This is a genomic window from Streptomyces sp. NPDC002476, from assembly GCF_042889785.1.
Lineage (GTDB): Bacteria > Actinomycetota > Actinomycetes > Streptomycetales > Streptomycetaceae > Streptomyces.
Map to the genome: position 1 here is coordinate 114,505 of NZ_JBIARH010000014.1, position 25,698 is coordinate 140,202.

The window sequence follows — 25,698 nt, forward strand, 5'->3', positions numbered from 1 at the left end:
CCTGTGACATACCCAACTTCCCTGCGATTTCCCGGTAGGTGGGGTCGTCGGGGGCGAGCAGCGCCGCCAGCAGCCGGGTGCACCGGCCGGGCAGCCGCCCGATCGCGGCACGCAGGGCCCGGCGTTCCTCGGCGTCGAGGGCGGCCCGTTCGGGTCCTTCGGACGGATCCGCGAAGGACGCGTCGCGGTAGGGGTGTTCGCGCCGGGCGGTGCGTCGGGCCCGGCGGGCCTCCGCCCGCACGGTCTCGCGCACCCACCGGCCGGTGTCGGCCGGTGGCCGGCCCCGCGCGAGCCGTTCCAGCAGCCGCAGCCAGACGGCCTGTTCGAGGTCGGCGGGTTCGATCGCGGCCCCGGTCGCAGAGGTGGTGGCCTCCGCCGCGGCCTCGGCGTGCACCAGTGGACGGAGGGCGTGGACGACGGCCGCGGAAGTGGCGGTGCTCGCCGCGGGGGCGGGATCTGGAAGGGTCATGCCCAACCAACTCCCCCGCCCCGGCAACCGGTCGCCCGGTCCGGCGGTCACCACCCGACCGGGGCATTCCCCGGCCGGGTGGTGACGACGTCCCGCGTACGGGCCGGTGTCACCTCGCGGTGAAGTCCGCCGCGGCGAGAAGGGCGGTGTCCGGGTTGTCGGAGAAGATGCCGTCGATCCCCGTCTCGAAGTACGCCCGGAAGGCGCCGAACGCGTCACCGTACGCGGCGGGGTCCGTGCCGCGCCGGAAGCCGGCCGGCAGGAAGGAGTTCTCGTTGCGCATGGTGTACGGGTGGAGCACCAGGCCACGGGCGTGCGCGTCCCGCACCAGGGTGGTCGGCTCGGTGAGCCGCCCGGAGGCGTCCTTGGGGATGATCAGGTCCAGGGTGGGCCCTATGCCCTGGGCAAAGGAGGCGATCCACTTCAGCCCCTCGGGCTTCACCAGGTCGGCGACGGTGCGCGGGTCGTCCGACGCGACGAAGTCCCAGGGCCGCTCGGACGGCCCGGAGAGCAGGACGACGCCCGGCGTGGCGACAAGCCGGGAGAGCCGCTGGATGCTGCTGGGCTCGAAGGACTGGAGGATGAGCGGCGCGTTGCGGCGGTGGCGGTTGTAGCGGCGCAGCAGCTTGGCGAGGGGCTCCTCCAGGCCGAGGCCCAGACCGCGGAAGTAGGTGGGGTGCTTGGTCTCGACGTACAGCCAGACCGGCTTTCCGCGCCGGCGGCCCTCGCGGTCGGCCCAGCGCAGGACCTCCTCGAAGGTGGGGACCTCCCAGCGGCCGTCGTAGAGCGTGTTCTTCTGACGGGTGCCGGGGATGCGCTCCTTGGCCCGCAGCGTCTTCAGTTCGGCGAGGGTGAAGTCCTCGGTGAACCAGCCGGTGAGCGAGACCCCGTCGACCTTCTTGGTGGTCCGGCGGCTCGCGAACTCGGGGTGCGCGGCGACATCGGTGGTGGCGGTGATGTCGTTCTCGTGACGGCAGACGAGATGGCCGTCCTTGGTCGGCACCAGGTCCTGCTCGATGACGTGCGCCCCCATGTCGAGCGCGAGCTGGTAGGAGCCCAGGGTGTGCTCGGGCCGGTAGCCGCTGGCGCCCCGGTGCCCGATGACGGTGGGCACCGGCAGGTCGAGGCGGAAGCCGTGTCCGGTGCCCGGCCGGCCCGCCCGTTCGGCGGCGTCGCGGCCGGTCGTGCCGGCGGCCTCGGCCGTTCCGCCGGCGAGTCCGAGGGCGGCCGTGCCCAGGACGGCGGCCCCTGCCCCCAGCATCGTTCTGCGGCCGGGACCCGCCTGCGCGCGCTCTGTCATGAATGCTCCTCGCGTGTGATGTCTCGCACCTGTCGGGCGCGGGCCGAGCGTAGGCAGTCGTACCGTCGAGGGAGCGGCAGCCGGACGAACTTGGCGCAAACACGTGTCAACGTCCGGTATCCGTTGGATGAACCCGACGTGCGGTCGGCGGGTACCCGCGAGTATCGTCCTCACCTGCATGGACCGTCACGATCCCGCGCCCCGGCCGGCCCGGCCGCTACACCGGAGGAACCGTTGTCCCGACTCGCGCTCATCAAGGCAGTGCTCGGACCGTTGTTGCGCCTGATGTTCCGCCCCCAGGTGGAGGGCGCGGAGAACATCCCCGGGGACGGTCCGGTGATCCTCGCGGGCAACCACCTGACGTTCATCGACTCCATGATCATGCCGATCTGCTGCGACCGGCCGGTGTTCTACATCGGCAAGGACGAGTACGTGAAGGGCAAGGGGCTCAAGGGCCGCGCGATGGCCTGGTTCTTCACGGGCTGCGGCATGATCCCGGTGGACCGGGACGGCGGCCGGGGCGGTGTCGCGGCGCTGATGACGGGCCGTCGGGTGCTGGAGGAGGGCAAGGCGTTCGCCATCTACCCCGAGGGCACCCGGTCCCCCGACGGCCGGCTCTACCGGGGCCGTACCGGCATCGCTCGGCTGACGCTGATGACGGGCGCGCCCGTGGTGCCGTTCGCGGTGATCGGCACGGACAAGCTGCAGCCCACCGGCGCCGGTCTGCCGCGTCCCGGGAAGGTGAGGGTCCGTTTCGGCGAGCCGATGGAGTTCTCCCGCTACGAGGGCATGGACCGGGACCGCTATGTGCTGCGGGCGGTGACCGATTCCGTGATGGCCGAGGTGATGCGGCTGTCCGGTCAGGAGTACGTCGACATGTACGCAACGAAGGCCAAGGCGGCGTGAGCTGACGCACGGCAGGGCGAAGGGGGCCGTACCCGGCGCGGGTACGGCCCCCTTCCGTGTGCGCACCGCTTTCGTCTGCGCACCGCCCGGTTTTCGGGTGCGTGCCGCCCGGTTTTCGGGTGCGTGCCGCCCGGTTTTCGGGTGCGTGCCGCCCGGTTTTCGGGTGCGTGCCGCCGGTGCGCCCGACGCTCCTGCTGCGCGGGCGGACGGCGGGCCGCTGCTCGGGCAGGACCGGAGCGGTGAGCCGCCGCGCGGGGCGGCCGGGACCGTGGGCGGCTACTCGGGCACGATGCCCTCCGCCAGCTTCTGGCCGCGCAGCAGGAACCAGGCCGCGACGGCGGTCGCCAGCAGGACCGCCGCGCCCGCGCCCGCCGCCAGCCGCAGCCCCTCGACGAACGCCTCCTGCCCCGCGGCGACCAGTGCGTCGGCCTGCGACGCCGGAAGGCCGTGGGCCGCTTCGACGGCCCCGCCCAGTGAGTCGTGGGCGGCTGCCGCGGCGGCGGCCGGGATGCCCTCCGGGGTGACGAATTCCTGGTAGACGCCGGTGACGACGGAGCCGAGCAGGGCGATGCCGAGGGCCGCGCCGAGTTCGTACGCCGTCTCGGAGACCGCGCCCGCGGCGCCCGCCTGCTCCTTCGGGACGCTGGAGAGGATCACGTCCGCGGTGACGGTGAAGGCGAACCCCGCGCCGAGGCCGACGACCAGCAGCACGGCGCCGATCAGCGGATAGCCGGTCTCCTTGTGGATCGTGGTGACCGCGGCGAGCGCCAGCCCGATCGCGCCGAGACCGCCGGACACCACCGAGCGCACCGAGTAGTGGCGGGCCACCCGCCCGGCGACCAGACCCGCGGCGACGGCCCCGACGGTCGCGGGCAGTTCGGCGAGTCCCGCCTCCAGCGGTCGGCGGCCCTGCACCAGTTGCAGGAACTGGGACAGGAAGAAGACCAGACCGGACAGGCCGAGGATGGTCAACAGGTCCGCGAGGACCGCTCCGGAGAAGCCGCGGTGGTGGAAGAGGCGCATGTCCAGCAGGGGCGCGGGAAGCGTGAGCTGCCTGCGTACGAACCAGCCGAGCGCGGCCAGACCGCCGAGACCGGCGACGGACGCACCCCAGCCCACCCCGTGCGCGGCCATCTCCTTGATGGCGTACACGACACCGATCATGCCGAGGAACGACAGCGCCACACTGCCCAGGTCCCAGGGTCCCGGGGCCGGGTTCTTCGATTCGGGGATCATCCTGGCGCCGACGACGACCAGGACGGCCATGACGGGCAGGTTGATCAGGAAGACCGAGCCCCACCAGAAGTGCTCCAGGAGGAACCCGCCGACGACGGGACCGACCGCCGCGCCCGCCGAGGCCATGGCTCCCCAGATGCCGATGGCGAGACTGCGCTCGCGCGGATCATGGAAGAGGTTGCGGATCAGGGCGAGCGTGGACGGCATCAGAGTGGCGCCCGCGACCCCGAGCAGCGCCCTGGCCGCGATCATCATCTCGGGGCTGCTCGCGTACGCGTTGAGCACGGAGACCGCGCCGAACGCGATCGCCCCGCACAGCAGCAGCTTCTTGCGGCCGATGCGGTCGCCGAGGCTCCCCATGGAGACCAGGAGACCGGCGATGACGAAGGAGTAGACGTCGCCGATCCAGAGCAGCTGCGTGCCGGACGGCTTGAGGTCCTCGGTGAGGAACGGGGTGGCGAGAGCGAGGACGGTGGCGTCGACGGCCACGAGCAGCACCGCCAGGACGAGGACGGCCAGGGCGATCCACCGCCCCGGCCTCCGCAGTTCCCGAGGGGCTTGCACGTGCTGGTCGAGTGCACTCATCGTTCCACGCTCCGACGCGCGCCGCCGAGCAGCAACTCGACGATCATGTACTGGAAGTCCTGCCCGGCGATCCGGCCCGCCTGAACGGCCCAGGCCCCGGCGGAGACGAGGCCGTAAAGGGTCTCGGTCAGCCAGGCGGGGGTGAGGTCGATCCGGAACTCGCCGCGTTCCTGGCCGCGCCGGAAGAAGGCGGCGACCCGGGCGTCCAGCCGGCTCCAGCCCTCATTCAGCTCGTCGCCCTCGAAGAGCTGGTTCTCCGTGACGAGGAAGGACAGCAGCCCGGCACTCGGCTCGACGGCCGCGACCAGCCGCCGCAGCGCCTCCTCGGATGTCCCCTCGTCCAGCGCGGCGGCGTCGAGCGCGGCCTCGACTTCCCGGATGCCCAGGTCTTCCAACGCCCTGACCAGGGCATCCCGTCCCGCGAAGTGCCGGTGCAGGGTGGCGCGCCCGATTCCCGCGGCCCGGGCGACCTCGTCCATGGTGGCGGTCGATTTTCGGGTCAGCAGGACGGCGGCGCTGCGGAGCACCTGTTCACGGTCGAGACTCATGAGACGACGATAAACCATATGAGACAAAAATGTCTCACCGAAGATCGTCGTCCGTACCGAGGAGCCTGGCACCCGTACCGGGAGACCTGTCGCCTCGCGCGGTACGGGGCCGTCGTCCGCCGCGGCGGACGAAAGAGGACCATGTCGGTATGAAGCCGCTGCTGCTGATCGACATCGACGGTCCGCTCAACCCGTACGCGGCACTCATGAACCGCCGTGCCCCGGACGGCTACACGCTGCACTGGACGCGGCCGACGGGCTGGGAGTTCGGACCGCCGCTGCCCGTCCTGCTCAACCCGGAGCACGGGCGGGCGCTGCTCGGCCTCGCCGGGCGCTACGAGCTGGTCTGGGCGACGACCTGGATGGACGAGGCCAACGCGTGGATCGGGCCGCGTCTGGGGCTGCCCCGGCTGCCGTACATCGACTGGCCGTCGCTTCCCGTCGCCGCTCCCGAGGACACGTACTGGAAGACGCCGTACATCGTGGCGTACGCGGCCGGCCGGCCGTTCGCCTGGATCGACGACGAGATCGCCGACCGGGACCGGGAGTGGGTCCAGGAGCAGGGGGCGGCGGCGCTGCTGCTGTGGATCGATCCGCGCACCGGGCTGCTGCCGGGCGACTTCGAGACGCTCGCAGGGTGGGCGGACGGGCGCCGGGGCGGCGCACGCTGAGCCGCGCGCCGGGTCGCCCCGGGCCCTGTGCGCAGGCCGCCCCGGCCGCCGCACGGGGCGGGCGCCCGTCAGCCGTCGAGGACGGTCGGATCGAGGCCGGGCAGGGACTCCGGACCGGCCGGGGCGCACCGCTCACCCGGTCCGCCGGCGCCCACGCGCCCCCTCGCTCAGCCCCACGGCAGCGCGGCCCGGGACCGCCAGTACGACTCCGGATCCTCCACGAGCGCGCCGAGCCGGGAGCGCCGATCCTCGTCCAGGTCGACGACGGCCGCGTGCAGGTTCCCGGCGAGCTGGCCGACGGTCGCCGCGCCCGAGAGCACCACCCCGGCCCACGGCTGGTACAGGACGAACGCGAGCGCGACCGAGTCCGCCCCCACCCCGGCGTCGGTCGCGATCTCCCGGATCACCGCGGGGGCCTCCGTTCCGGCGAGCCGCCCGTTCGCCATGCCCTCCTTGACGATGACGGTGCGTCCGGCGTCGTGCGCCTCGGCGAGCGCCGCTCCGGCCGACGTCTCCAGTACGTTGAAGGTGGCCTGGACGGTACGGAAGAGCGGCTCGCCGTCGACCGTGACGGCAAGCGCGGCCCGGATGGCGTCGGCCTGCCGGGGGCCGCTGGTGGAGAGGCCGACGGTGACCCCTTCCGCGGCGAGCCCGGCGAGCCGCGCGTGCAGCTCCCGGTCGGTCAGGGCCGGGCTGTCGACGGTGACCGAGTGGATCTGGTAGAGGTCGAGACGGTCGCCGAGCAGGGCGCCGGTCTCGGCGCGCTGGCGCAGGAACGTGCCGAGGCCGTGATCCTTCACCTCGTGCGCCTCGGCCTCGACCTTCCAGTCGGCGGTGTAGGTGTAGCCCCATTTGCTGCCGACGACGACATCGTCCGCCTCCGGGTGCGCCTTCAGCCAGTCGGCGAGGAACTCCTCCGAACGGCCGTACGAGCGGGCCGCGTCGATGTAGCGGACGCCCTGCGCGTAGGCGGCGTCCAGCAGTTCGTGGGTGCGTTCGCGCAGCGCCTCGACGCCGCGGTCGCCGGGCAGGTCGCGGTCGCGGTGCAGGTTGATGTAGCCGGGTCTGCCGACCGCCGCGAGGCCGAGCCCGATGTGGGCGGTCGGCGTCGTCGCTGTGGCCAGCCGTGCGAAGGGCATCGTGGGCTCCTCGTCGTTCGGGTGCGCTCCCCGTCAACGTAACCCGGCCCGGCGGAACCGGAGGGCGGGAGCGCGTGCGCGCCCTCCCGCCCCCCGGTTTCCCGAACCGCCGTCAGTTCTTCTTCGCGGCGGCCCACTCCCGCTGGACCGCGAGGTCGGCCTTCACCTCGGCGAGCTGGACGGCCACCGCCGACGGGGCGGTCCCGCCCCGTCCGCTGCGGGACGCGAGCGCGCCGGGCACGTTCAGGACCGTGCGGACCTCGGGCGTCAGGTGCTCGGAGATCTTCGCGAACTGCTCGTCGGTCAGCTGGTCGAGTTCGATGCCCTGCCGCTCGCACTCCTTCACGCAGGCGCCCGCGACCTCGTGCGCGACGCGGAACGGCACGCCCTGCTTGACCAGCCACTCGGCGACATCGGTGGCGAGCGAGAACCCGGCCGGGGCCAGCTCCTCCATGCGCTCGCGGTTGACGGTCAGGGTGGCCATCATCCCGGTGAACGCCGGGAGCAGGACCTCCAGCTGGTCGCAGGAGTCGAAGACCGGCTCCTTGTCCTCCTGGAGGTCCCGGTTGTACGCCAGCGGGAGCGCCTTCAGCGTGGCCATGAGGCCCGTCAGGTTGCCGATGAGGCGGCCCGACTTGCCGCGCGCCAGCTCGGCGATGTCGGGGTTCTTCTTCTGCGGCATGATCGAGGAGCCGGTGGAGAAGGCGTCGTGCAGGGTGACGAAGGAGAACTCCTTCGTGTTCCAGATGATGACCTCCTCCGCGATCCGGGAGAGGTTCACGCCGATCATCGCGGTGATGAAGGCGAACTCGGCGACGAAGTCGCGGGAGGCCGTGCCGTCGATCGAGTTGCCGACGGACCCGTGCTCGAAGCCCAGCTCGGCGGCGACCGCCTCCGGGTCCAGCCCGAGGGACGAACCGGCCAGCGCGCCGGAGCCGTACGGGGAGACGGCCGTCCGCTCGTCCCACTGCCGCAGCCGCTCGGCGTCCCGCGACAGGGCCTGCGCGTGGGCCAGCACATGGTGCGCGAAGAGGACCGGCTGGGCGTGCTGGAGGTGCGTGCGGCCGGGCATCGCGACGTCCGGGTGGGCCTCGGCGAGGCCCACCAGCGCGCCCTGGAGCTCGGCGATCAGCCCGCCGATGATCCGGGCGTGGTCGCGCAGGTACATCCGGAAGAGCGTGGCGATCTGGTCGTTCCGGGAACGGCCGGCGCGCAGCTTGCCGCCGAGTTCCGGGCCCAGGCGTTCCAGCAGGCCGCGCTCCAGCGCGGTGTGGACGTCCTCGTCGGCGACGGTGCCGGTGAACGAACCGTCCGCCACATCGGATTCGAGCCGGTCGAGCCCGGCGATCATGCGGTCCAGCTCGTCGTCGGTGAGCAGGCCCGCCTTGTTCAGCACGCGCGCGTGGGCGCGGGAGCCCGCGATGTCGTACGGCGCGAGCCGCCAGTCGAAGTGGACGGAGGCGGACAGCCTGGCCAGGGCCTCGGCGGGACCGTCGGCGAAGCGGGCGCCCCAGAGGCGTACGTCGCCGTTGCTGGTGCCGTTGCTCACTGCGTGCTCCTCGGAAGGACAAGGGGTGGATGTGCGACCGCCTCCCCGCACGGAGGGTCCGGGGAGGCGGTGACGTAACAGCTGGGGATCAGGACAGGTCACGCTTGGCGGCGATCTTCGACGAGAGGCCGAAGATCTCGATGAAGCCCTGCGCCTTGGACTGGTCGAAGGTGTCGCCGGTGTCGTAGGTGGCGAGGTTGAAGTCGTAGAGCGACTGCTCCGACTTCCGGCCGGTGACGACGGCGCGGCCCGCGTGCATGGTCATCCGGATGTCGCCGGTGACGTGCTGGTTGGCCTCCTCGATGAAGCCGTCCAGGGCGCACTTGAGCGGCGAGAACCACAGGCCGTCGTAGACCAGCTCGCCCCAGCGCTGCTCGACCTGCCGCTTGTAGCGGGCCAGCTCGCGCTCGACCGTGACGCTCTCCAGCTCCTGGTGGGCGGTGATCAGCGCGATCGCGCCCGGGGCCTCGTAGACCTCGCGGGACTTGATGCCGACGAGACGGTCCTCGACCATGTCGATCCGGCCGATGCCCTGGGCGCCGGCCCGCTGGTTGAGCTCCTGGATCGCCTGGAGGACGGTGACGGGCCTGCCGTCGATGGCGACGGGCACGCCCTCCTTGAAGGAGATGACGACCTCGTCGGCCTCGCGCGGGGTGGCCGGGTTCTGCGTGTACTCGTAGATGTCCTCGATCGGCGCGTTCCAGATGTCCTCCAGGAAGCCCGTCTCGACGGCGCGCCCGAAGACGTTCTGGTCGATGGAGTACGGGGACTTCTTGGTGGTCGCGATCGGGAGGTTCTTCTCCTCGCAGAAGGCGATCGCCTTGTCGCGGGTCATCGCGTAGTCGCGGACCGGGGCGATGCACTTCAGGTCGGGGCCGAGCGCGGCGATGCCGGCCTCGAAGCGGACCTGGTCGTTGCCCTTGCCGGTGCAGCCGTGGGCGACGATGCCGGCGTCGTGCTTCTTCGCGGCGGCGACGAGGTGCTTGACGATGGCCGGCCGGGACAGGGCCGAGACCAGCGGGTAGCGGTCCATGTAGAGGGCGTTGGCCTTGATCGCCGGGAGGCAGTAGCCCTCGGCGAACTCGTCCTTCGCGTCCGCGACCTCGGCCTCGACGGCACCGCAGGCGAGCGCGCGCTTGCGGATGACGTCCAGGTCCTCGCCGCCCTGGCCGACGTCCACGGCAACGGCGATGACCTCGGCGCCCGTCTCCTCGGCGATCCAGCCGATGGCGACGGAGGTGTCCAGGCCGCCCGAGTAGGCGAGTACGACGCGCTCGGTCACGGGTTTCTCCTTACGGTGCAATCACTGATGGGTATAACTATGCAGTCCTCCGTATGGTTTGTCAAAGGTGCTGGTGGGCGGCGCGTCGCGGACCCCTCGGCGCTGTTTCCGCCGCCGTCGCGGGCCGCTCGGTGACCGGCTGGCCACCGCCCCGCGCTCCCCCGTGCGCACCGGGCCGTGCCCTCGCCGTATGCGTCCCGGCCGCCGGAACGGCCTGCCCCGGCGGGGGCTCCGCGGCGACAATGGCCGCCATGGGAAAGACGTACGAACGAATCGACGGGCGGCTCAGGACCTTCATCGAGGAACAGCGCATCTTCTTCACCGCGACCGCGCCGCTGGACGGCGAGGGCACGGTCAACCTCTCCCCCAAGGGCGTCAGCGGCTCCTTCGCGGTCGTGGACGAACGGACCGTGGCCTACCTGGACTTCGCGGGCAGCAACGCCGAGACCATCGCCCACCTCCGGGAGAACGGCCGCATCACCCTGATGTGGTGCGCGTTCCAGGGGCCGCCGAACATCGTGCGGGTGCACGGCCGCGGGGAGCCGGTCTTCCGGGACGACCCGCGGTTCCCGTCGCTGCTCGGGCACTTCCGCCACGTGGATCCCGGCCCGCACGGGCTGCGCGCCGTCATCGTGGTGCGGGCGGAACTGATCCGGGACACCTGCGGATTCGCCGTCCCTTGCATGTCGTACGACGCGGACCGGCCCCTGCACGCCCAGCGCTTCGCGCGCGAGGACGACGCGTCGCTCGGCGTGTACTTCGAGAAGAAGGAGCACGTCGCGACGAGCATCGACGGGCTGCCGGGCCTGCCGCTCCCGCTGCCGGTGATGCCGGGCGCGGAACGGGACTGAGCGCCCGGCGACGGGCGTGGCCGCCCGGCCGCAGGTCTCCCGGCGGGCTCCGAGCCGTCCGGGGCGGGTCCGGGTGCGGCGGGGCGCCGCGGGGTCTACCGTCCGGGCATGCGCAGATCCCTGCTGATCGGTACGGTCCTGCTCGCGCTGGCGGGCACGGTCGCGGCCCGGCCCGTCGCCGCGCCGCCCCTGCCGGCCCGGATGGCGGGCACCGGCGGCGGCACTCAGCTGATCACGGCCGAGGCCCCGGCCAGGGGCTCCACCACCGGCACCGTCACCTGGTGGGAGCTGCGCCGGGGCGTCTGGTCGAGGGCCGGGTCGGCCCCGGCCCGGTTCGGCGCGAAGGGCCTGGCCGAGGGGGCGACCCGCAGGCAGGGCACCTCCACCACGCCCACCGGTCTGTACGGCCTGCCGTACGCCTTCGGGACCGGGGCGGCGCCGCACGGCACCGTCCATCCGTACCGCCGGATCACCGGCCGGTCGTGGTGGTGCCAGGACAACGCGGCGCGCGCCTACAACCGCTGGGTGGAGCCCCGGCCCGCGGACTGCCGGGCGAGCGAGGCGGAGCGGCTGGCCGGCCATCCGACTCAGTACGCCCGCGCCCTCGTCATCGGCTTCAACTACGCGCGCCCGGTGCGCGGGCGTGGCGCCGGGATCTTCCTCCACGTCGACGGACGCGGCGCGACCGCCGGGTGCGTCTCCGTAACGGCGGCCGCGATGGACCGGATCCTCGGCTGGGTGGAACCGGCCCGTCGTCCGCACATCGCGATCGGGACCCGTTCGGGCCCGACCTCGATCATCCGCTACTGAGAGCGTCCATGAACCGGTGGCCGACGCTTCCGGGACGACGGGCGGCCCGGCCGCGGACGGCCGACGGCACGTACGAAGCGTGCGGGGGCCGGTCCCGGTGACATCCGGGACCGGCCCGGCGGCACCGGACGCCGCGTCGGTCAGCGCTCGTTCTGGGCCAGGCGCAGCAGATGGTCGGCGAGGGCCTGGCCGCCCGCCGGGTCCCGGCTGATCAGCAGCAGCGTGTCGTCGCCCGCGATGGTGCCGAGGATGTCGTGCAGTTCGGCCTGGTCGATGGCCGAGGCGAGGAACTGCGCGGCTCCCGGGGGCGTGCGCAGCACGACGAGGTTGGCCGACGCCTCCGCCGAGATGAGCAGTTCTGCGGAGAGCCGGCGCATCCGCTCCTCCTTCGCGGATCCGCCCAGCGGAGCCTGCGGGGTGCGGAAACCGCCCTCGCTCGGCACCGCGTAGATCAGCTCGCCGCCGGTGTTGCGGATCTTCACCGCACCCAGTTCGTCGAGGTCGCGGGAGAGCGTCGCCTGGGTGACGCTCAGCCCGTCGTCGGCGAGCAGCCTGGCCAGCTGGCTCTGCGAGCGCACCGGCTGCCGGTTCAGGATGTCCACGATCCGGCGGTGGCGCGCGGTGCGGGTCTGCGGCACGGAGGGCCCGCTCTGCTCGGTCTCCTGCGCCTCGGTCATCGTCGTCGCCTCATTCTCCGGATCGTCCGTCCCCGTGTACCGCGTCGAGGGCGCCGGGAAGTACCCGGAGGAACGCGTCCACCTCGGCGTCACCGATGATCAGCGGCGGCATCAGCCGCAGGACGTCGGGGGCGGGGGCGTTCACCAGGATTCCGGCTCCCTGAGCCGCCTGTTGCACCTGGGGCGCGCGGGGCTCGGTGAGCACGATACCCAGCAGCAGGCCGGAGCCGCGGACGTGGGAGACCAGAGGGTGCCCGAGACCTTCCACTCCGTCCCGGATCCTCCGGCCGAGCCGCTTCACCCGGTCCAGGGCTCCGTCGGCCGCCAGGGTGTCCAGGACGGCGAGACCGGCGGCGCAGGCGATCGGGTTGCCGCCGAACGTCGAGCCGTGGTGACCCGGCTTCAGCAGCTCGGCGGCCGGGCCGAAGGCGACGGTCGCGCCCAGCGGCAGCCCGCCGCCGAGCCCCTTGGCGAGGGTGACGACATCGGGCTCCACGCCCTGGTGGGCCTGGTGCTCGAACCAGTGGCCGCAGCGGCCGATGCCGGTCTGCACCTCGTCGAGGACGAGCAGGGTGCCCGTGGCCCGGGTGATCTCCCGGGCGGCCTCCAGATAGCCCTGGGGCGGCACGACCACACCGTTCTCGCCCTGGATCGGCTCGATGACGACCAGCGCGGTGTCGGTGGTGACGGCGGCGCGCAGGGCCTCGGCGTCCCCGTACGGGACGTGGGTGACGTCGCCGGGCAGCGGCTGGAACGGCTCGCGCTTCCCCGGCTGGCCGGTGAGCGCGAGCGCCCCCGTGGTCCGGCCGTGGAAGCCGCCGTCGGTGGCGACCATGCGGGTCCGGCCCGTCAGTCGGCCGATCTTGAAGGCGGCCTCGTTGGCCTCGGCGCCGGAGTTCGCGAAGTAGACCCGCCCGTCGCGGCCGAAGAGCTGGAGCAGCCGTTCGGCGAGGGCGACGGGCTGCGGCGCGATGTAGAGGTTGGAGACGTGGCCGAGGGAGGCGACCTGGGCGGAGACGGCCTCGACGACGGCGGGGTGGGCGTGGCCCAGCGCGTTGACCGCGACGCCGCCGACGAGGTCGAGGTACTCGGTGCCGTCGGCGTCCCACACCCTGGCCCCCTCGCCCCGGACGAGGGAGAGCCGGGGGGTGCCGTAGTTGTCCATGAGCGCGTGCTGCCAGCGCTGCGCGTACTCCTGGTTGCTCATGACTCCCCCTGGGTGCCGGATGCCTCGTCGGGCACGACCATCGTGCCGATTCCCTCGTCGGTGAAGATCTCCAGCAGGATCGAGTGCTGGACCCGGCCGTCGATGACCCGGGCGGTCTCGACGCCGCCCCGTACGGCGTGCAGGCACCCCTCCATCTTGGGCACCATGCCGCTGGACAGCTCGGGCAGCAGCTTCTCCAGCTCGGTGGCGGTGAGGCGGCTGATCACGTCGTCGCTCTTCGGCCAGTCCTCGTACAGGCCCTCGACGTCGGTGAGGACCATCAGCGTCTCGGCGCCCAGCGCGGCGGCGAGCGCGGCGGCCGCGGTGTCGGCGTTGACGTTGTAGACGTGGTGGTCGTCGGCGGAACGGGCGATGGAGGAGACGACGGGGATGCGGCCGTCGTCCAGCAGCGCCTGGATCGCGCCCGTGTCGATGGCGGTGATCTCGCCGACCCGGCCGATGTCGACGGGTTCCCCGTCGATGACCGGGCGGTGCCGTGTGGCGGTGATGGTGTGGGCGTCCTCGCCGGTCAGGCCGACGGCGAGCGGGCCGTGCCGGTTGAGCAGTCCGACGAGCTCGCGCTGGACCTGTCCGGCCAGCACCATCCGTACGATGTCCATCGCCTCGGGCGTGGTGACGCGCAGACCGGCCTTGAACTCGCTGACCAGGCCCTGCTTGTCGAGCTGGGCGCTGATCTGGGGGCCGCCGCCGTGCACCACGACGGGCTTGAGGCCGGCCTGGCGCAGGAACACGACGTCCTGGGCGAAGGCCGCCTTCAACTCGTCGTCGATCATGGCGTTGCCGCCGAACTTGATGACGACCGTTTTGCCGTGGTGCCGGGTCAGCCAGGGCAGTGCCTCGATGAGGATCTGCGCCTTCGGGAGTGCGGTGTGCTTCCGCGCCGTGGTCATGAGCTGTACGCGCTGTTCTCGTGGACGTAGTCCGCGGTGAGGTCGTTGGCCCAGATGACGGCGGACTCGGTGCCGGCGGCCAGGTCGGCGGTGACGGCGACCTCCCGGTAGCGCATGTCGACCAGGTCACGGTCCTCGCCGAAGCTGCCGTTCCTGCAGACCCAGACACCGTTGATGGCGACGTTCAGCTGGTCGGGCTCGAAGGCGGCCTTCGTCGTGCCGATCGCGGAGAGGACCCGGCCCCAGTTGGGATCCTCGCCGTGGATGGCGCACTTGAGGAGGTTGTTGCGGGCGATGGAGCGGCCCACCTCGACGGCGTCGTCCTCGGTCGCGGCGTTGATCACCTCGATCCGGATGTCCTTGGAGGCGCCCTCGGCGTCGCCGATGAGCTGCCGGGCGAGGTCGGCGCAGACGGCGCGCACGGCCTGGGCGAACTCGTCCTGGCCCGGAGTGATCCCGCTGGCGCCGGAGGCCAGCAGCAGCACGGTGTCGTTGGTGGACATGCAGCCGTCGGAGTCGACCCGGTCGAAGGTGGTGCGCGTGGCGGCGCGCAGCGCGGAGTCGAGCCCGGTGGCGTCCACGTCGGCGTCGGTGGTGAGGACGACCAGCATGGTGGCGAGGCCGGGGGCGAGCATGCCCGCGCCCTTGGCCATGCCGCCGACGGTCCAGCCCTCGCCGCCCGCGACGGCGGTCTTGTGGACGGTGTCGGTGGTCTTGATCGCGATGGCGGCCTTCTCGCCGCCGTGCTCGCTGAGGGAGGCGGCGGCCTTCTCGATGCCGGGCAGCAGCTTGTCCATCGGGAGCAGGGTGCCGATCAGCCCGGTCGAGGCGACCGCGATCTCGCCCGCGCTGCGGCCGGGCAGGACCTCGGCGGCCTTCTCCGCGGTGGCGTGCGTGTCCTGGAAACCCTTGGGGCCCGTGCAGGCGTTGGCGCCACCGGAGTTGAGGACGACGGCACCGATTTCGCCGCCCTTGAGCACCTGCTGCGACCAGAGGACGGGGGCGGCCTTGACGCGGTTGGAGGTGAAGACGCCCGCGGCGGCGCGACGCGGGCCGTGGTTGACCACGAGGGCCAGGTCGGGGTTTCCGCTTTCCTTGATCCCGGCGGCGATGCCCGCCGCCGAGAATCCCTGTGCTGCCGTGACGCTCACGGTGCGACTCCGATCGTGGAGAGACCTGTGTCCTCGGGAAGTCCGAGGGCGATGTTCATGCTCTGGAGGGCGCCGCCCGCAGTGCCCTTGGCGAGGTTGTCGATGGCCGAGACGACGACGATCCGGTGCGCCGCCTCGTCGTACGCGACCTGGATCTGCACGGCGTTGGAGCCGTACACGGACGCGGTGGCGGGCCACTGCCCCTCGGGGAGCAGCTCGACGAACGGCTCGTCGGCGAACGCCTTCTCGTAGGCGTCTCGCACGGCTTCGGCACCCGCCCCCGGCCTCGCCTTCGCGCTGCATGTGGCGAGGATGCCTCGGGGCATCGGCGCCAGGGTCGGGGTGAAGGAGACGGTGACCGGCTCACCGGCCGCCGCGCTGAGGTTCTGGACCATCTCGGGGGTGTGCCGGTGGACCCCGCCGACGCCGTACGGGGACATGTTGCCCATCACCTCGGAACCGAGCAGGTGCGGCTTGGCCGCCTTGCCCGCCCCGGAGGTGCCGGACGCGGCGACGACCACGGCCTCGGGCTCGGCCAGCTGGGCCGCGTACGCCGGGAAGAGCGCCAGCGAGACGGCCGTCGGGTAGCAGCCGGGCACCGCGACTCGCTTGGACCCGGCCAGCTCCGCGCGCCCGCCCGGCAGTTCGGGCAGCCCGTACGGCCACGTACCGGCGTGCGGCGAGCCGTAGAACTTCTCCCAGGCCGCGGCGTCCGCGAGTCGGAAGTCGGCGCCCATGTCGACGACGAGCACCTCGTCACCGAGCTGCTCGGCGACGGCGGCGGACTGGCCGTGCGGCAGGGCGAGGAAGACGACGTCGTGCCCGGCGAGCGCCTCGGGCGTGGTCGGCTCCAGCACCCGGTCGGCGAGCGGCCGCAGATGCGGCTGCAGCGCACCGAGCCGCTGTCCGGCGCTGGAATGGGCGGTGAGGGCCCCGATCTCGACCTCGGGGTGGGCCAGCAGGAGGCGGAGCAGCTCTCCGCCGGCGTATCCGCTCGCCCCTGCCACCGCTGCACGTACCACCATCGAAACCCTCCTCGTCGATGGCATGACTATACGCACCTTTGCACTTTTATGCAATGACTGCCCTCGGTATCCGCCCGCCGTGTGACCGACCACGCCGAAGAAGGTACGCCGCGGTCAGCGCGACGGCGGGGTCCGCGTCGTACGACAGCTCCACGAGGGCACGTGACGCCCGCGTCCCGGGGATGCCCGCCAGCGCCTGCGTCAGCCGTCCGCGTGCGGGCGCCTCGGTGGTGTCGTGGGCGAGGCGGTCGACGAGCCCGCTCGCGATCCGGTCCGCCGTCGCGGTGTCGCTCGCCAGCACGCTCAGCGCATCGGCCGCATCGGTGTCGTTCCTTCCCTCCACGATCATGTCGACGAGCGTCGGGACCGTCTCGGCCGCACCGCGTGCGCCGAGCGCCAGGGCCGCATGGCCGCGGACCGCGGCGTCGGGGTCCGTGAGGGCGTCCCGCAGCAGCGCGGCAGCCTCACCACCGGGCATCTCGGCGAGGGCCTGAACGGCACGTTCCCGCACCACGGCCACCGGTGAGCCGAGGCCCTCCGCCAGCAGTGCAGGGCCGCGGCCGCCCGATCGCGCCAGCGCCCATCGAAGGGCCCCGGCGACATTCGGCTCCGTCTCGCTCAGCACCGCCTCGACCAGGGCCTCCACCGGCACCGGAACCTCGTCGACCGAGGAGAGGGCCGCGCGCTGGCGCGCGTCGGCGCTCTTGGACCCCAGCGCCTGGAGGAGCGCGACGACCTTGAGGACATCCGTCCAGTCGGCGGGGTCCGCGGCATCGATCCGGCGCAGCCGCGTGAGCAGATCGGTCTCCGCCGCGACGCGCTCGCGCGTTTGACGGATGAGGTCGTCGACGAGCGCCGAGGGCGTGAAGCCGGGGTCGTCGAGCGCGCGTCCGATCTCACGCAGCGACAGCCCCAGCGACCGCAGGCTCTCGATGTGGAAGATCCGCTGGATGTCCTCCCCGGAGTACTCCCGATAACCGGAGCCGGTGCGGCCCGAAGGACGCACCAGACCGAGCGACTCGTAGTGCCGGAGCATGCGAGCGCTGACCCCGGACCGCCGCGCCACCTCACCGATCAACACGTCCCGTCATGCCTCCCGGTCGGATCCGCCGAGTACCACGATGCGCTTCGCCTCCTCGATCGCGAACTCGAATCCGGTGTCCGGATCGCGCAGCAGCCGTCGTGTGGCGAGCGCGTGCGCGCGGATGCGCGGGTCCGGGACCGTCGTCGCGGCACGCAGAGCCGGCACGATCGCCTCACCCAGCGCGACCAGTGCCCGGCTGAGACTCAGCTGCGTCTCCCGCCCGCCGCGCCCGAGCTGCGTCGCCAACACCGCGGCCAACGCGGACTCCTCGCCCTCCGGTACGAGCACGACCGCGGCCCGCCAGGCGCTCCGCGCCACCTCGTCGTCGGCGTCCGCCAGGAGCGTGCGCGTGATCGCCGGCCACGCCCGCCGGTCCCCGATCTTGGACAGCGTGTGCAGCGCCTGGCTACGCGCCTGCGCACGCTCCGCGCGGACCTCGCGGAGCAGCCCGGGCAGCGTCATGGACACCGGGTGGCGGGTGAGCGCCCAGGTCAGCATGTCGCGGACGAAGAACTCCGGCTCGATCGCGCATCGCTCGACAAGCTTGTCGACGAAGCGCGGGTCGGGCGTGGTGCCGACGGCCAGAGCAGCCCTCAGCCGCACGGACGAACGGCCGTCCTCCAACTCCTGAAGCGCTCGCATCGCGTCCGTGTCCCGTCCCGTGATTGTCATCGAGACCACCTCCTCGGCCAGCAGTGAAGACCCTGTCACCGTGTCAAGGTCAAGGCAGGGACAGGTGTGAGCGGCGGCGGCACTCGTACCGGCTCCGGTGAAGGCCGGGACACTGACCCATGGGTTGCCGACGGCCCGGATCGCCGACGGCCCGGATCGCCGACGGGCCGGGCTGCCGCCGGGAGACACCAGGACGGTGGTCCCCCGACGGCGGCGCTCACCCGGCCTGTACGGCGGCCGTGTCCCGTACGTCGTCCAGGAGTTCCCGTACCAGCGCGGCTATCTGCGGCGTCTCGATGAGGAATCCGTCGTGGCCGTACGGCGAGGCGACCACCCGGGCACGGCCGGCCGAGGGGATCCCGGCGGCCAGCTCCTCCTGCTGCGACAGCGGGTAGAGGCGGTCGGAGTCGACCCCCGCGACCAGGGTCCGCGCCGTCACCCGGGCGAGGGCGGCGCGCGTGCCGCCGCGGCCCCTGCCCACGTCGTGGGCGTTCATCGCCTCGGCGAGCACGGCGTAGCTGGCCGCGTCGAAGCGCCGGACGAGCTTGGCGGCGTGATGGTCGAGGTAGGACTCGACCTGGTAGCGGCCGCCCAGCGAGGGATTCTCCCCGTCCTGGGCACGGTTGCCGAAGCGGGCGTCGAGTTCCTCGGCCCCGCGGTAGGTGATGTGGGCGATACGGCGGGCGACACCGAGGCCCGCGTGCGGCCCCTGCCCCGGTCCTGCGTCGTGGTAGTCGCCGCCCCGCCAGTTGGGGTCGGCGCGGATCGCGTGGAGCTGGGCGGTGGCCCAGGCGATCTGGTCCGCGCTCGCCACCGCCGTCGTGGCGAGCAGCAGCAGCGACGCGACGCGCTCCGGGTGGGACACGGCCCACTCCACCGCCCGCATCCCGCCCATGGAGCCGCCGAGCACGAGGGCCCAGCGGTCGATGCCCAGCGCGTCGGCGAGCCCGGCCTCGGCGAGCACCTGGTCGCGCTGGGTGAGCCGGGGGAACGACCCGCCCCAGCGACGGCCGTCGGGGCGCGGCGAGGCCGGGCCCGTACTTCCCTGGCAGCCGCCCAGGACGTTCGGCGCCACCACGAACCAATGGTCCGTGTCGAGCGCCCGGCCCGGCCCGATCAGCGCGTCCCACCAGCCGGGGCTGGGGTGGCCGGGCCCGACCGGTCCGGCGACATGGCTGTCACCGGTGAGCGCGTGCAGGACGAGGACCGCGTTGGAGCGGTCGGGCGCGAGCCGCCCCCACGTCTCGTACGCCAGCCGTACGTCCGGGAGGTGGCCGCCTCCCTCCAGCGGCAGGGGCTCCGGACGGTGGTACCACGTGCGGCGCCCCGGGGGGTCCCCCTCCTGCCACGCGCCGGTGGCAGGAGGGGGGATCGCCCTCGGGGCGGTCCCGTCGGCGGGGTGGTCGGCGGTGTTCAGGACGCCTCCTTCGCGGCCCGGAAGCCGGCCTCCAGGTCCGCCTTGAGGTCGTCCAGGTTCTCGATGCCGACCGACAGGCGCACCAGGCCCGGCGAGGTGCCGGTGGCGGCGAGCTGCGCGTCGTCGAGCTGGCTGTGGGTGGTGGACGCGGGGTGGATGACGAGGCTGCGCACGTCACCGATGTTGGCGAGGTGGCTGAAGAGTTCGACGGCGTCCACGAAGCGCTTGCCCGCCTCGACGCCGCCGCGCAGCTCGAAGGAGAGCACGGCCCCGGCGCCGCGCGGGAGGTAGCGGCGCCCGGCCTCGTACCAGCGGTTGGACGGCAGTCCGGCGTAGTGGACGGCCGCGACCTCGTCGCGCTGCTCCAGCCACTCCGCCAGCGCCTGGGCGTTGGACGAGTGGCGCTCCATGCGCAGGCTCAGCGTCTCCACGCCCTGCAGGAGCAGGAAGGCGGAGTGCGGCGCGATGGCCGGGCCGAGGTCGCGCAGCAACTGGACGCGGAGCTTGATGGCGTACGCGCCGGGGCCGAGGGCGGGCCAGTAGCGCAGGCCGTGGTAGCTGGGGTCGGGCTCGTCGAAGTCGGGGAAGCGCTCGGGGTGCGCGCCGAAGTCGAAGGTCCCGGCGTCGACGACGACGCCGCCGAGGGTGGTGCCGTGTCCGCCGAGGAACTTGGTCGCCGAGTGGACGACGACGTCGGCGCCGTGCTCGATGGGGCGCAGGAGGTAGGGGGTGGGCACGGTGTTGTCGACGATCAGCGGCAGCCCGGCCTCGTGCGCGATGTCGGCGAGGCCGCGGATGTCGAGGACGTTGCCGCGCGGGTTGCCGAGGGTCTCCGCGAACAGGGCCTTGGTGCCGGGCCGGATGGCGGCCCGCCAGGCGTCGAGGTCGTCCGGGTCCTCGACGAAGGACACCTCGATGCCGAACTTCCGCAGGGTGTGCCGGAAGAGGTTGTACGTGCCGCCGTAGAGGGAGGCGCTGGAGACGATGTGGTCGCCGGCGCCCGCCACGTTGAGGACGGCGAGCGTCTCCGCGGCCTGCCCGGAGGCGAGGGCCACGGCGGCGACGCCGCCTTCGAGGTCGGCGATCCGCTGCTCGAAGACGTCCTGGGTGGGGTTGTGGAGACGGGTGTAGATGTTTCCGGGCTCGGCGAGCGAGAAGAGGTCGGCCGCGTGCTGGGTGTCGCGGAAGACGAACGAGCTGGTCTGGTAGATCGGGACCGCCCGGGCGCCGGTGGTCGGGTCGGGGACGGCGCCGGCATGCAGCTGCCTGGTCTCGAACGACCAGGCGGGGGTGGCGGATCCGGTCGGCTCGTCCTCGGGGGTGTGGCCGGCGGTGACGGCGTCGGTCGGCTGGCTCATGCTTCTCCTCGGTACACGTGCGATGCCCGGCGGCGGGCGGGGTGGTGACGGTGTGAGCGGCGGGGTGCGGGAAGCAGGCGTACGGGGGCTCCGTGCCGGAGGGCGTACGCGGGGGTGTGCGCGGCTACGGCGCGGGATGGGGCCACCACGGGGCCGCGTCAGCGGGCGGTGGGACAACTCATGGTCGTGACACGCGCGTAGTCCACGTGGCGGCGGGTCACGAGCACGATCATGCGCCCAGGTAACCACAGTCGGACAGCGCACACCACCGCCTTCCGCAGTGCGGACAACCGGGGCGGTCCGCTTCCGCGCTGCGGACTACGGGGGCGCCCCGGTGGCGTGGAACCGCTCCCGCCGGGCGGCCCCGGACCCGTCGATGTCAGGATGGTTCCATGACGAGCAAGGTCTACTTCGACATCACCATCAACGACGAGCCCGCCGGGCGGATCACGTTCAAACTGTTCGACGACGTCGTTCCCAAGACCGCGGAGAACTTCCGCGCGCTGGCGACCGGCGAGAAGGGCTTCGGTTACAAGGGATCGTCCTTCCACCGGATCATCCCCGAATTCATGCTCCAGGGCGGCGACTTCACCGCCGGCAACGGCACGGGCGGCAAGAGCATCTACGGGGCGAAGTTCCCCGACGAGAACTTCAAGCTGGCGCACTCCAAGCCCGGCCTGCTGTCCATGGCCAACAGTGGCCCCGACTCCAACGGATCCCAGTTCTTCATCACGACCATCGTGACGTCGTGGCTGGACGGCAAGCACGTGGTGTTCGGCGAGGTCGACAACGAGGCGAGCATGGACCTCGTCAAGAAGATCGAGGCTCTCGGCACGCAGAGCGGCCGCCCCCAGGCGAAGATCACCATCGCGGACAGCGGCGTCCTCTGACCCGCGCCCGCGCCCTCGCGCGCGGCGTACGCATCCTTTGCACGACCGCATGACCGAGCGCATGCGCGGCCTCTGAACGAGCGCGCCGTCCGACGGACCCCGTCGGGCGGCGCGCTCCGTCGTTCCCGGCACCCCCACTGTCAACTCGCGGTTGACACCCCTCCACTGTCAACCTACGGTTGACGCATGGTGAATCCCGTACGCATGCCCCATCCCGTGCGCCTCGACGACCTGATCGAGGCCATCAAGAAGACCCACACCGACGCCCTCGACCAGCTCTCCGACGCCGTCATCGCCGCGGACCACCTCGGCGACGTGGCCGACCATCTGATCGGCCACTTCGTGGACCAGGCCCGGCGCTCGGGCGCCTCCTGGACCGAGATCGGCAAGAGCATGGGCGTGACCAGGCAGGCGGCCCAGAAGCGGTTCGTCGCCAAGGACCCCGGCGAGCCGTCGGACCTCGACCCGAGCCAGGGCTTCGGCCGCTTCACCCCGCGGGCCAAGAACGTCGTCATGGCCGCACAGAACGAGGCCCGTGCGGCGGGCAACGACGAGCTGCGCGCCGCACACCTGGTGCTGGGGCTGCTCAGCGAGCCGGAGGGGCTGGGCATCGCCTTCGTCAAGGCCCAGGGCATCACTCCGGACGCGATCCGCCGGGCCGCGACCGAGGCCCTGCCCGCCGCCGCGGACGAGGTGCCGGACCTGATCCCGTACGACGCCGGGGCCCGCAAGGCGCTGGAACTCACGTTCCGCGAGGCGCTGCGCATGGGGCACAACTACGTCGGCACCGAGCACATCCTGCTCGCCCTGTTGGAGCAGGAGGACGGCGCGGGCGTGCTGTCGGGTCTCGGTATCGACAAGTCGACTGCCGAGGCGGCCATCGCCGAGGCCCTCGCGTTCCTCTCCGACTCCCCGGACAAGGGCGAGGGCGAGGGCAAGGGCGACGACAGCACGGACGAGGGCAACAAGGAGGGCTGACCGGACGCCCCCGGAAGGGACGGCGTCCCGGTGGCCGTACGCGTGCGGACCCGGCCCCGGCGTCCGGCCCGCGATCCCCGCTCCCCCAGCGGGCGAAGTCACTTTTCGGTCATAGACTTGTCGACAAGGACCGCCACCCGTGAGGAGGTCACTCCCGATGGAGGCACACGCGGGCGACCGGCTGCTGACGCACGGCAGGACCGTGGGGCAGCGCGACAAGGTCGAAGAGATCGTCGAAGTGCTCGGTGCCGGGGGCGCTCCCCCGTACCGCGTCCGGTCCGAGGACGGACACGAGCACCTGATTTCGCCTGGTCCCGACAGCGTCGTACAGCACACCGCCGACAGGAAGCGGACACCGGAGAGCCCGTAGCGGCCTCCACGGCGGCGCTCGTCGCTCCCGGGCCACGGGCGGACGACCGGATTCCTCCCGGTCGCCCGCCCCGTCCCGGCGTCCGCTCCGCCGTTCCCTCAGCGGGGCGGGCGCACCCGGCCCGGGTAGTGGTCGTCCACCACGCGGGTCATCGCGCCGATCCGGTCCTCGACCACGTCCTTGCCCGAGAAGTAGACATGGCCGCGCACCTGGTCGCAGGCGGCGGCGAAGTCGAGGTGGCGGGAGAGTTCGGCCGGATCCTGCCAGGCGGCCGGCTGGCCGGGATCACCGGCCTTGTACAGCGCCTCGCCGATGTACAGATCGACGCCCGTGCCCCGCACGACCTCGTTCCACCAGGGCACCAGTTCGGCGTAGTCGGCGGCGGCGAACCCGAGGTTCCAGTAGACCTGCGGGCAGATGTAGTCGATCCAGCCCTTCTCGACCCAGCCGCGGGTGTCGGCGTACAGGTCGTCGTAGGTCTGCACGCCCGCCTTCGTGGCGGAGCCGCGCGGATCGGTCGCGGCATTGCGCCAGACCGCGAACGGGCTGATGCCGAACCGGACGTTCTTCTTGATCTTCTTGATCCGCTCGCCGGTCTCTCGCACCAGCCGGTCGGTATTGTCGCGCCGCCAGGCGGCCCGGTCGGGGAACCCCGCACCGTACTTCGCGTACGCGGCGTCGTCGGCGAACTCCTGCCCTGCCACCGGGTACGGGTAGAAGTAGTCGTCCCAGTGCACGGCGTCGATGTCGTAGCGGCGTACCGCGTCCAGCATCGCGTCCTGGACGAAGCGGCGGACCTCGGGGAGGCCCGGGTTGTAGTAGAGCTTCCCGCCGTACGGCAGGACCCAGTCGGGGTGCCGCCTGGCGGGGTGGGCCGCGGCCAGCCGGGACGGGTCGGTGTGGTTGGCGACCCGGTACGGATTGAACCAGGCGTGCAGCTCCAGCCCCCGGGCGTGGGCCTCGCGCACGGCGGTGCCCAGGGGGTCCCAGCCGGGGTCCTTGCCCTGGACGCCGGTGAGGTACTGGGCCCATGGCTCGTACGGCGAGGGCCACAGGGCGTCGGCGGTCGGCCGGACCTGGAGCATCACGACGTTCAGCCGCCGGTCGACGGCCTCGTCCAGGTGGTCGGTCAGCTCCGCGCGCTGCGCTGCGGCCGTCAGACCGGGCTTCGACGGCCAGTCGAGGTTGGCGACGGTGGCGACCCACACACCGCGCAGTTCGCGCCGCGCGGTCCGGTGGCCGCCACCGTGCGGCGGCGCGCCCTCCCGCCCGGGGCCGTCGACCGTCCGGGAGACGGAACCCTGCCGGGCGGGAGCCGCGACGGCGTCACCCGCCAGGACGGCCCCGCCCATCGCTCCGGCGACCGCTCCGGCCGCTCCCGTCACAAAGCCTCTTCGGGCCATCTGCCGCATCTCGTCTCGCACCTGCCGTCTCTCTCCCTCGTCGTCCTCGTCGTGACCACCGGCGCCGGCACCGCCGTCGCCGTCGGTCCGCGCCGGTGTCCGTCGCCTCCGTGTCCGGGCGTACGGCAGAGCATGCCCGCCCCGGCCCGCGATCACCCGTATGCGGCGGAGTAACGTCGGGGGGTCGGGGCGGGCACCGGACTCACACGGGAACCTGCGACTCGGAGATCAGCGAAAGGCACGAGGTGACGGACTCTATGGCCGATATTTCACGCGTCGGAGTGGTGGGCTGTGGCCAGATGGGCGCGGGCATCGCGGAGGTGTGCGCCCGCAGCGGTCTCGAGGTCAAGGTGGCCGAGACCACCGGCGAGGCGCTGGAGATCGGCCGCACCAGGCTCCACAACTCCCTCTCGAAGGCCGCCGACCGCGGCAAGATCACACCGGAGGAGCGGGACGAGGCACTCGCCCGGCTGACCTTCACGACCGACCTCGGAGAGTTCGCCGACCGCGATCTCGTCATCGAGGCCGTCGTGGAGAACGAGCAGGTCAAGACCGAGATCTTCCAGGTGCTCGACCAGGTGGTGACCCGGCCGGACGCGATCCTGGCCTCGAACACCTCCTCCATCCCGCTGGTGAAGCTGGCCGTGGCGACCTCCCGCCCCGACCAGGTCATCGGCATCCACTTCTTCAACCCGGCACCGGTGCAGAAGCTCGTCGAGCTGATCCCCGCGCTGACGACGTCCGACGAGACGGTGAAGCGCTCGGAGGCCCTGGTGCAGGACGTCCTCGGCAAGCACCCGATCCGCGCCCAGGACCGGTCCGGCTTCGTCGTCAACGCGCTGCTGATCCCGTACCTGCTCTCCGCGATCCGGATGTTCGAGTCGGGGATCGCCAGCCGCGAGGACATCGACAACGGCATGGAGCTCGGCTGCGCCCACCCCATGGGGCCGCTCAAGCTCTCCGACCTGATCGGGCTGGACACCGTGGCATCGGTCGCCGATTCGATGTACGCGGAGTTCAAGGAGCCGTTGTACGCCGCTCCCCCGCTGCTCCAGCGCATGGTGGACGCGGGGCGGCTCGGCCGCAAGACCGGTTCGGGCTTCTACGTGTACTCCTGATCCCCGACCGCGCCCTTTCGGGGCCGGACCGGTGCACCCGGTCCGGCCCCGTTCGCGTTCCCGCGCCGTCCCGGGGCGCACTCCGCGAGGG

At 72.4% G+C, this 25,698-nt stretch carries 24 protein-coding genes and 1 pseudogene; 8 read left to right on the forward strand and 17 right to left on the reverse strand.

Annotated features, from left to right (window positions below; translation table 11 throughout):
* Nucleotides 1-7 precede the first annotated feature (7 nt).
* Both ACFYXM_RS18375 and ACFYXM_RS18380 read right to left on the reverse strand, forming a co-directional pair.
* Nucleotides 8-469: pseudogene (locus ACFYXM_RS18375) on the reverse strand (sigma-70 family RNA polymerase sigma factor); the annotation flags it as partial.
* 109 nt (nucleotides 470-578) lie between these two features.
* Nucleotides 579-1,769: a glycerophosphodiester phosphodiesterase gene (locus tag ACFYXM_RS18380; protein WP_389290438.1), complete on the reverse strand. Its 1,191-nt coding sequence runs from the start codon at nucleotides 1,767-1,769 to the stop codon at nucleotides 579-581.
* Between the two features lie 234 nt (nucleotides 1,770-2,003).
* Here ACFYXM_RS18380 and ACFYXM_RS18385 point away from each other — a divergent pair, with 234 nt between their 5' ends.
* On the forward strand, nucleotides 2,004-2,675 hold the full coding sequence (locus tag ACFYXM_RS18385; protein ID WP_389290440.1) for a lysophospholipid acyltransferase family protein: 672 nt from the start codon (nucleotides 2,004-2,006) through the stop codon (nucleotides 2,673-2,675).
* A gap of 276 nt (nucleotides 2,676-2,951) precedes the next feature.
* On the opposite strand, the gene ACFYXM_RS18390 is transcribed toward ACFYXM_RS18385, so the two are convergent.
* Together ACFYXM_RS18390 and ACFYXM_RS18395 are read right to left on the reverse strand one after the other, a co-directional pair.
* The gene (locus tag ACFYXM_RS18390) at nucleotides 2,952-4,496 is read right to left on the reverse strand and encodes an MFS transporter (protein ID WP_389290442.1); all 1,545 of its coding nucleotides are present in this window, start codon (nucleotides 4,494-4,496) and stop codon (nucleotides 2,952-2,954) included.
* Entirely contained in the window at nucleotides 4,493-5,044 is a 552-nt protein-coding gene (locus ACFYXM_RS18395) for a TetR/AcrR family transcriptional regulator (RefSeq protein WP_389290444.1), read from the reverse strand. Before ACFYXM_RS18395 ends, ACFYXM_RS18390 begins: the two co-directional genes overlap by 4 nt.
* A gap of 149 nt (nucleotides 5,045-5,193) precedes the next feature.
* On the opposite strand from ACFYXM_RS18395, the gene ACFYXM_RS18400 reads away from it, so the two are divergent.
* Nucleotides 5,194-5,715: a hypothetical protein gene (locus ACFYXM_RS18400; protein WP_389290445.1), complete on the forward strand. Its 522-nt coding sequence runs from the start codon at nucleotides 5,194-5,196 to the stop codon at nucleotides 5,713-5,715.
* 167 nt (nucleotides 5,716-5,882) lie between these two features.
* Here ACFYXM_RS18400 and ACFYXM_RS18405 read toward each other — a convergent pair whose 3' ends face one another.
* From ACFYXM_RS18405 to ACFYXM_RS18415, 3 genes are all read right to left on the reverse strand, one after another.
* Nucleotides 5,883-6,854 carry an aldo/keto reductase gene (locus tag ACFYXM_RS18405; RefSeq protein ID WP_389290447.1) on the reverse strand — a complete coding sequence of 324 codons (972 nt, stop codon included), beginning with the start codon at nucleotides 6,852-6,854 and terminating at the stop codon, nucleotides 5,883-5,885.
* Between the two features lie 112 nt (nucleotides 6,855-6,966).
* Nucleotides 6,967-8,403, reverse strand: a complete 1,437-nt coding sequence (gene argH, locus ACFYXM_RS18410; RefSeq protein ID WP_389290449.1) for an argininosuccinate lyase — start codon at nucleotides 8,401-8,403, stop codon at nucleotides 6,967-6,969.
* 88 nt (nucleotides 8,404-8,491) lie between these two features.
* Entirely contained in the window at nucleotides 8,492-9,685 is a 1,194-nt protein-coding gene (locus tag ACFYXM_RS18415) for an argininosuccinate synthase (RefSeq protein WP_389290451.1), read from the reverse strand.
* A gap of 251 nt (nucleotides 9,686-9,936) precedes the next feature.
* Between ACFYXM_RS18415 and ACFYXM_RS18420 the strand changes: the two genes are divergently transcribed.
* Both ACFYXM_RS18420 and ACFYXM_RS18425 read left to right on the forward strand, forming a co-directional pair.
* Nucleotides 9,937-10,536: a pyridoxamine 5'-phosphate oxidase family protein gene (locus tag ACFYXM_RS18420; RefSeq protein WP_389290453.1), complete on the forward strand. Its 600-nt coding sequence runs from the start codon at nucleotides 9,937-9,939 to the stop codon at nucleotides 10,534-10,536.
* A gap of 108 nt (nucleotides 10,537-10,644) precedes the next feature.
* On the forward strand, nucleotides 10,645-11,346 hold the full coding sequence (locus ACFYXM_RS18425; protein ID WP_389290455.1) for a L,D-transpeptidase: 702 nt from the start codon (nucleotides 10,645-10,647) through the stop codon (nucleotides 11,344-11,346).
* Between the two features lie 140 nt (nucleotides 11,347-11,486).
* Here the strand turns inward: ACFYXM_RS18425 and ACFYXM_RS18430 are convergent, their stop codons facing one another.
* The 9 genes from ACFYXM_RS18430 to ACFYXM_RS18470 form a co-directional block, all read right to left on the reverse strand.
* Nucleotides 11,487-12,023, reverse strand: a complete 537-nt coding sequence (locus ACFYXM_RS18430) for an arginine repressor (RefSeq protein ID WP_073787752.1) — start codon at nucleotides 12,021-12,023, stop codon at nucleotides 11,487-11,489.
* Between the two features lie 10 nt (nucleotides 12,024-12,033).
* Nucleotides 12,034-13,230, reverse strand: coding sequence for an acetylornithine transaminase (locus ACFYXM_RS18435; RefSeq protein ID WP_389290457.1), 1,197 nt, complete (start codon nucleotides 13,228-13,230; stop codon nucleotides 12,034-12,036).
* On the reverse strand, nucleotides 13,227-14,141 hold the full coding sequence (gene argB, locus ACFYXM_RS18440) for an acetylglutamate kinase (RefSeq protein WP_389290459.1): 915 nt from the start codon (nucleotides 14,139-14,141) through the stop codon (nucleotides 13,227-13,229). Before argB ends, ACFYXM_RS18435 begins: the two co-directional genes overlap by 4 nt.
* Nucleotides 14,138-15,292, reverse strand: a complete 1,155-nt coding sequence (gene argJ, locus ACFYXM_RS18445) for a bifunctional glutamate N-acetyltransferase/amino-acid acetyltransferase ArgJ (RefSeq protein WP_389290461.1) — start codon at nucleotides 15,290-15,292, stop codon at nucleotides 14,138-14,140. Before argJ ends, argB begins: the two co-directional genes overlap by 4 nt.
* The gene (argC, locus tag ACFYXM_RS18450) at nucleotides 15,289-16,317 is read right to left on the reverse strand and encodes an N-acetyl-gamma-glutamyl-phosphate reductase (protein ID WP_389290463.1); all 1,029 of its coding nucleotides are present in this window, start codon (nucleotides 16,315-16,317) and stop codon (nucleotides 15,289-15,291) included. Before argC ends, argJ begins: the two co-directional genes overlap by 4 nt.
* A 46-nt stretch (nucleotides 16,318-16,363) precedes the next feature.
* Nucleotides 16,364-17,398, reverse strand: a complete 1,035-nt coding sequence (locus tag ACFYXM_RS18455) for a MerR family transcriptional regulator (protein ID WP_389290465.1) — start codon at nucleotides 17,396-17,398, stop codon at nucleotides 16,364-16,366.
* A 6-nt stretch (nucleotides 17,399-17,404) separates the two neighbouring features.
* A complete protein-coding gene (locus tag ACFYXM_RS18460; RefSeq protein ID WP_389290546.1) occupies nucleotides 17,405-18,073 on the reverse strand; it encodes a HEAT repeat domain-containing protein in 669 nt (222 codons plus the stop codon).
* Nucleotides 18,074-18,290: 217 nt separating this feature from the next.
* Nucleotides 18,291-19,490: a homoserine O-acetyltransferase gene (locus ACFYXM_RS18465; RefSeq protein ID WP_389290548.1), complete on the reverse strand. Its 1,200-nt coding sequence runs from the start codon at nucleotides 19,488-19,490 to the stop codon at nucleotides 18,291-18,293.
* Entirely contained in the window at nucleotides 19,487-20,848 is a 1,362-nt protein-coding gene (locus tag ACFYXM_RS18470; RefSeq protein WP_389290467.1) for a bifunctional o-acetylhomoserine/o-acetylserine sulfhydrylase, read from the reverse strand. The genes ACFYXM_RS18465 and ACFYXM_RS18470 overlap by 4 nt, the downstream gene beginning before the upstream one ends.
* A gap of 392 nt (nucleotides 20,849-21,240) precedes the next feature.
* Between ACFYXM_RS18470 and ACFYXM_RS18475 the strand changes: the two genes are divergently transcribed.
* The 3 genes from ACFYXM_RS18475 to ACFYXM_RS18485 all read left to right on the forward strand — a co-directional run bounded on the left by ACFYXM_RS18475 (nucleotide 21,241) and on the right by ACFYXM_RS18485 (nucleotide 23,086).
* A complete protein-coding gene (locus ACFYXM_RS18475; protein WP_389290469.1) occupies nucleotides 21,241-21,738 on the forward strand; it encodes a peptidylprolyl isomerase in 498 nt (165 codons plus the stop codon).
* A 186-nt stretch (nucleotides 21,739-21,924) separates the two neighbouring features.
* The gene (locus ACFYXM_RS18480; protein WP_389290471.1) at nucleotides 21,925-22,716 is read left to right on the forward strand and encodes a Clp protease N-terminal domain-containing protein; all 792 of its coding nucleotides are present in this window, start codon (nucleotides 21,925-21,927) and stop codon (nucleotides 22,714-22,716) included.
* A 157-nt stretch (nucleotides 22,717-22,873) separates the two neighbouring features.
* Entirely contained in the window at nucleotides 22,874-23,086 is a 213-nt protein-coding gene (locus tag ACFYXM_RS18485; protein ID WP_389290473.1) for a DUF1918 domain-containing protein, read from the forward strand.
* Nucleotides 23,087-23,184: 98 nt separating this feature from the next.
* Here the strand turns inward: ACFYXM_RS18485 and ACFYXM_RS18490 are convergent, their stop codons facing one another.
* Nucleotides 23,185-24,498, reverse strand: a complete 1,314-nt coding sequence (locus tag ACFYXM_RS18490; protein ID WP_389290550.1) for a glycoside hydrolase family 10 protein — start codon at nucleotides 24,496-24,498, stop codon at nucleotides 23,185-23,187.
* 248 nt (nucleotides 24,499-24,746) lie between these two features.
* On the opposite strand from ACFYXM_RS18490, the gene ACFYXM_RS18495 reads away from it, so the two are divergent.
* Nucleotides 24,747-25,607, forward strand: a complete 861-nt coding sequence (locus ACFYXM_RS18495; protein WP_389290475.1) for a 3-hydroxybutyryl-CoA dehydrogenase — start codon at nucleotides 24,747-24,749, stop codon at nucleotides 25,605-25,607.
* Nucleotides 25,608-25,698 lie beyond the last annotated feature (91 nt).

Excerpts from the sequence above, each read along its gene's own strand:
- ACFYXM_RS18475 (WP_389290469.1), top strand. The coding sequence starts at position 21,241 with ATGACGAGCAAGGTCTACTTCGACATCACCATCAACGACGAGCCCGCC.
- ACFYXM_RS18425 (WP_389290455.1), top strand. The coding sequence starts at position 10,645 with ATGCGCAGATCCCTGCTGATCGGTACGGTCCTGCTCGCGCTGGCGGGC.
- ACFYXM_RS18435 (WP_389290457.1), bottom strand. The coding sequence starts at position 13,230 with ATGAGCAACCAGGAGTACGCGCAGCGCTGGCAGCACGCGCTCATGGAC.
- argB (WP_389290459.1), bottom strand. The coding sequence starts at position 14,141 with ATGACCACGGCGCGGAAGCACACCGCACTCCCGAAGGCGCAGATCCTC.
- ACFYXM_RS18380 (WP_389290438.1), bottom strand. The coding sequence starts at position 1,769 with ATGACAGAGCGCGCGCAGGCGGGTCCCGGCCGCAGAACGATGCTGGGG.
- ACFYXM_RS18495 (WP_389290475.1), top strand. The coding sequence starts at position 24,747 with ATGGCCGATATTTCACGCGTCGGAGTGGTGGGCTGTGGCCAGATGGGC.
- ACFYXM_RS18485 (WP_389290473.1), top strand. The coding sequence starts at position 22,874 with ATGGAGGCACACGCGGGCGACCGGCTGCTGACGCACGGCAGGACCGTG.
- ACFYXM_RS18480 (WP_389290471.1), top strand. The coding sequence starts at position 21,925 with ATGGTGAATCCCGTACGCATGCCCCATCCCGTGCGCCTCGACGACCTG.
- ACFYXM_RS18405 (WP_389290447.1), bottom strand. The coding sequence starts at position 6,854 with ATGCCCTTCGCACGGCTGGCCACAGCGACGACGCCGACCGCCCACATC.
- argC (WP_389290463.1), bottom strand. The coding sequence starts at position 16,317 with ATGGTGGTACGTGCAGCGGTGGCAGGGGCGAGCGGATACGCCGGCGGA.
- ACFYXM_RS18400 (WP_389290445.1), top strand. The coding sequence starts at position 5,194 with ATGAAGCCGCTGCTGCTGATCGACATCGACGGTCCGCTCAACCCGTAC.
- ACFYXM_RS18470 (WP_389290467.1), bottom strand. The coding sequence starts at position 20,848 with ATGAGCCAGCCGACCGACGCCGTCACCGCCGGCCACACCCCCGAGGAC.
- ACFYXM_RS18395 (WP_389290444.1), bottom strand. The coding sequence starts at position 5,044 with ATGAGTCTCGACCGTGAACAGGTGCTCCGCAGCGCCGCCGTCCTGCTG.
- ACFYXM_RS18430 (WP_073787752.1), bottom strand. The coding sequence starts at position 12,023 with ATGACCGAGGCGCAGGAGACCGAGCAGAGCGGGCCCTCCGTGCCGCAG.
- ACFYXM_RS18390 (WP_389290442.1), bottom strand. The coding sequence starts at position 4,496 with ATGAGTGCACTCGACCAGCACGTGCAAGCCCCTCGGGAACTGCGGAGG.
- ACFYXM_RS18420 (WP_389290453.1), top strand. The coding sequence starts at position 9,937 with ATGGGAAAGACGTACGAACGAATCGACGGGCGGCTCAGGACCTTCATC.
- ACFYXM_RS18460 (WP_389290546.1), bottom strand. The coding sequence starts at position 18,073 with ATGACAATCACGGGACGGGACACGGACGCGATGCGAGCGCTTCAGGAG.
- ACFYXM_RS18490 (WP_389290550.1), bottom strand. The coding sequence starts at position 24,498 with ATGCGGCAGATGGCCCGAAGAGGCTTTGTGACGGGAGCGGCCGGAGCG.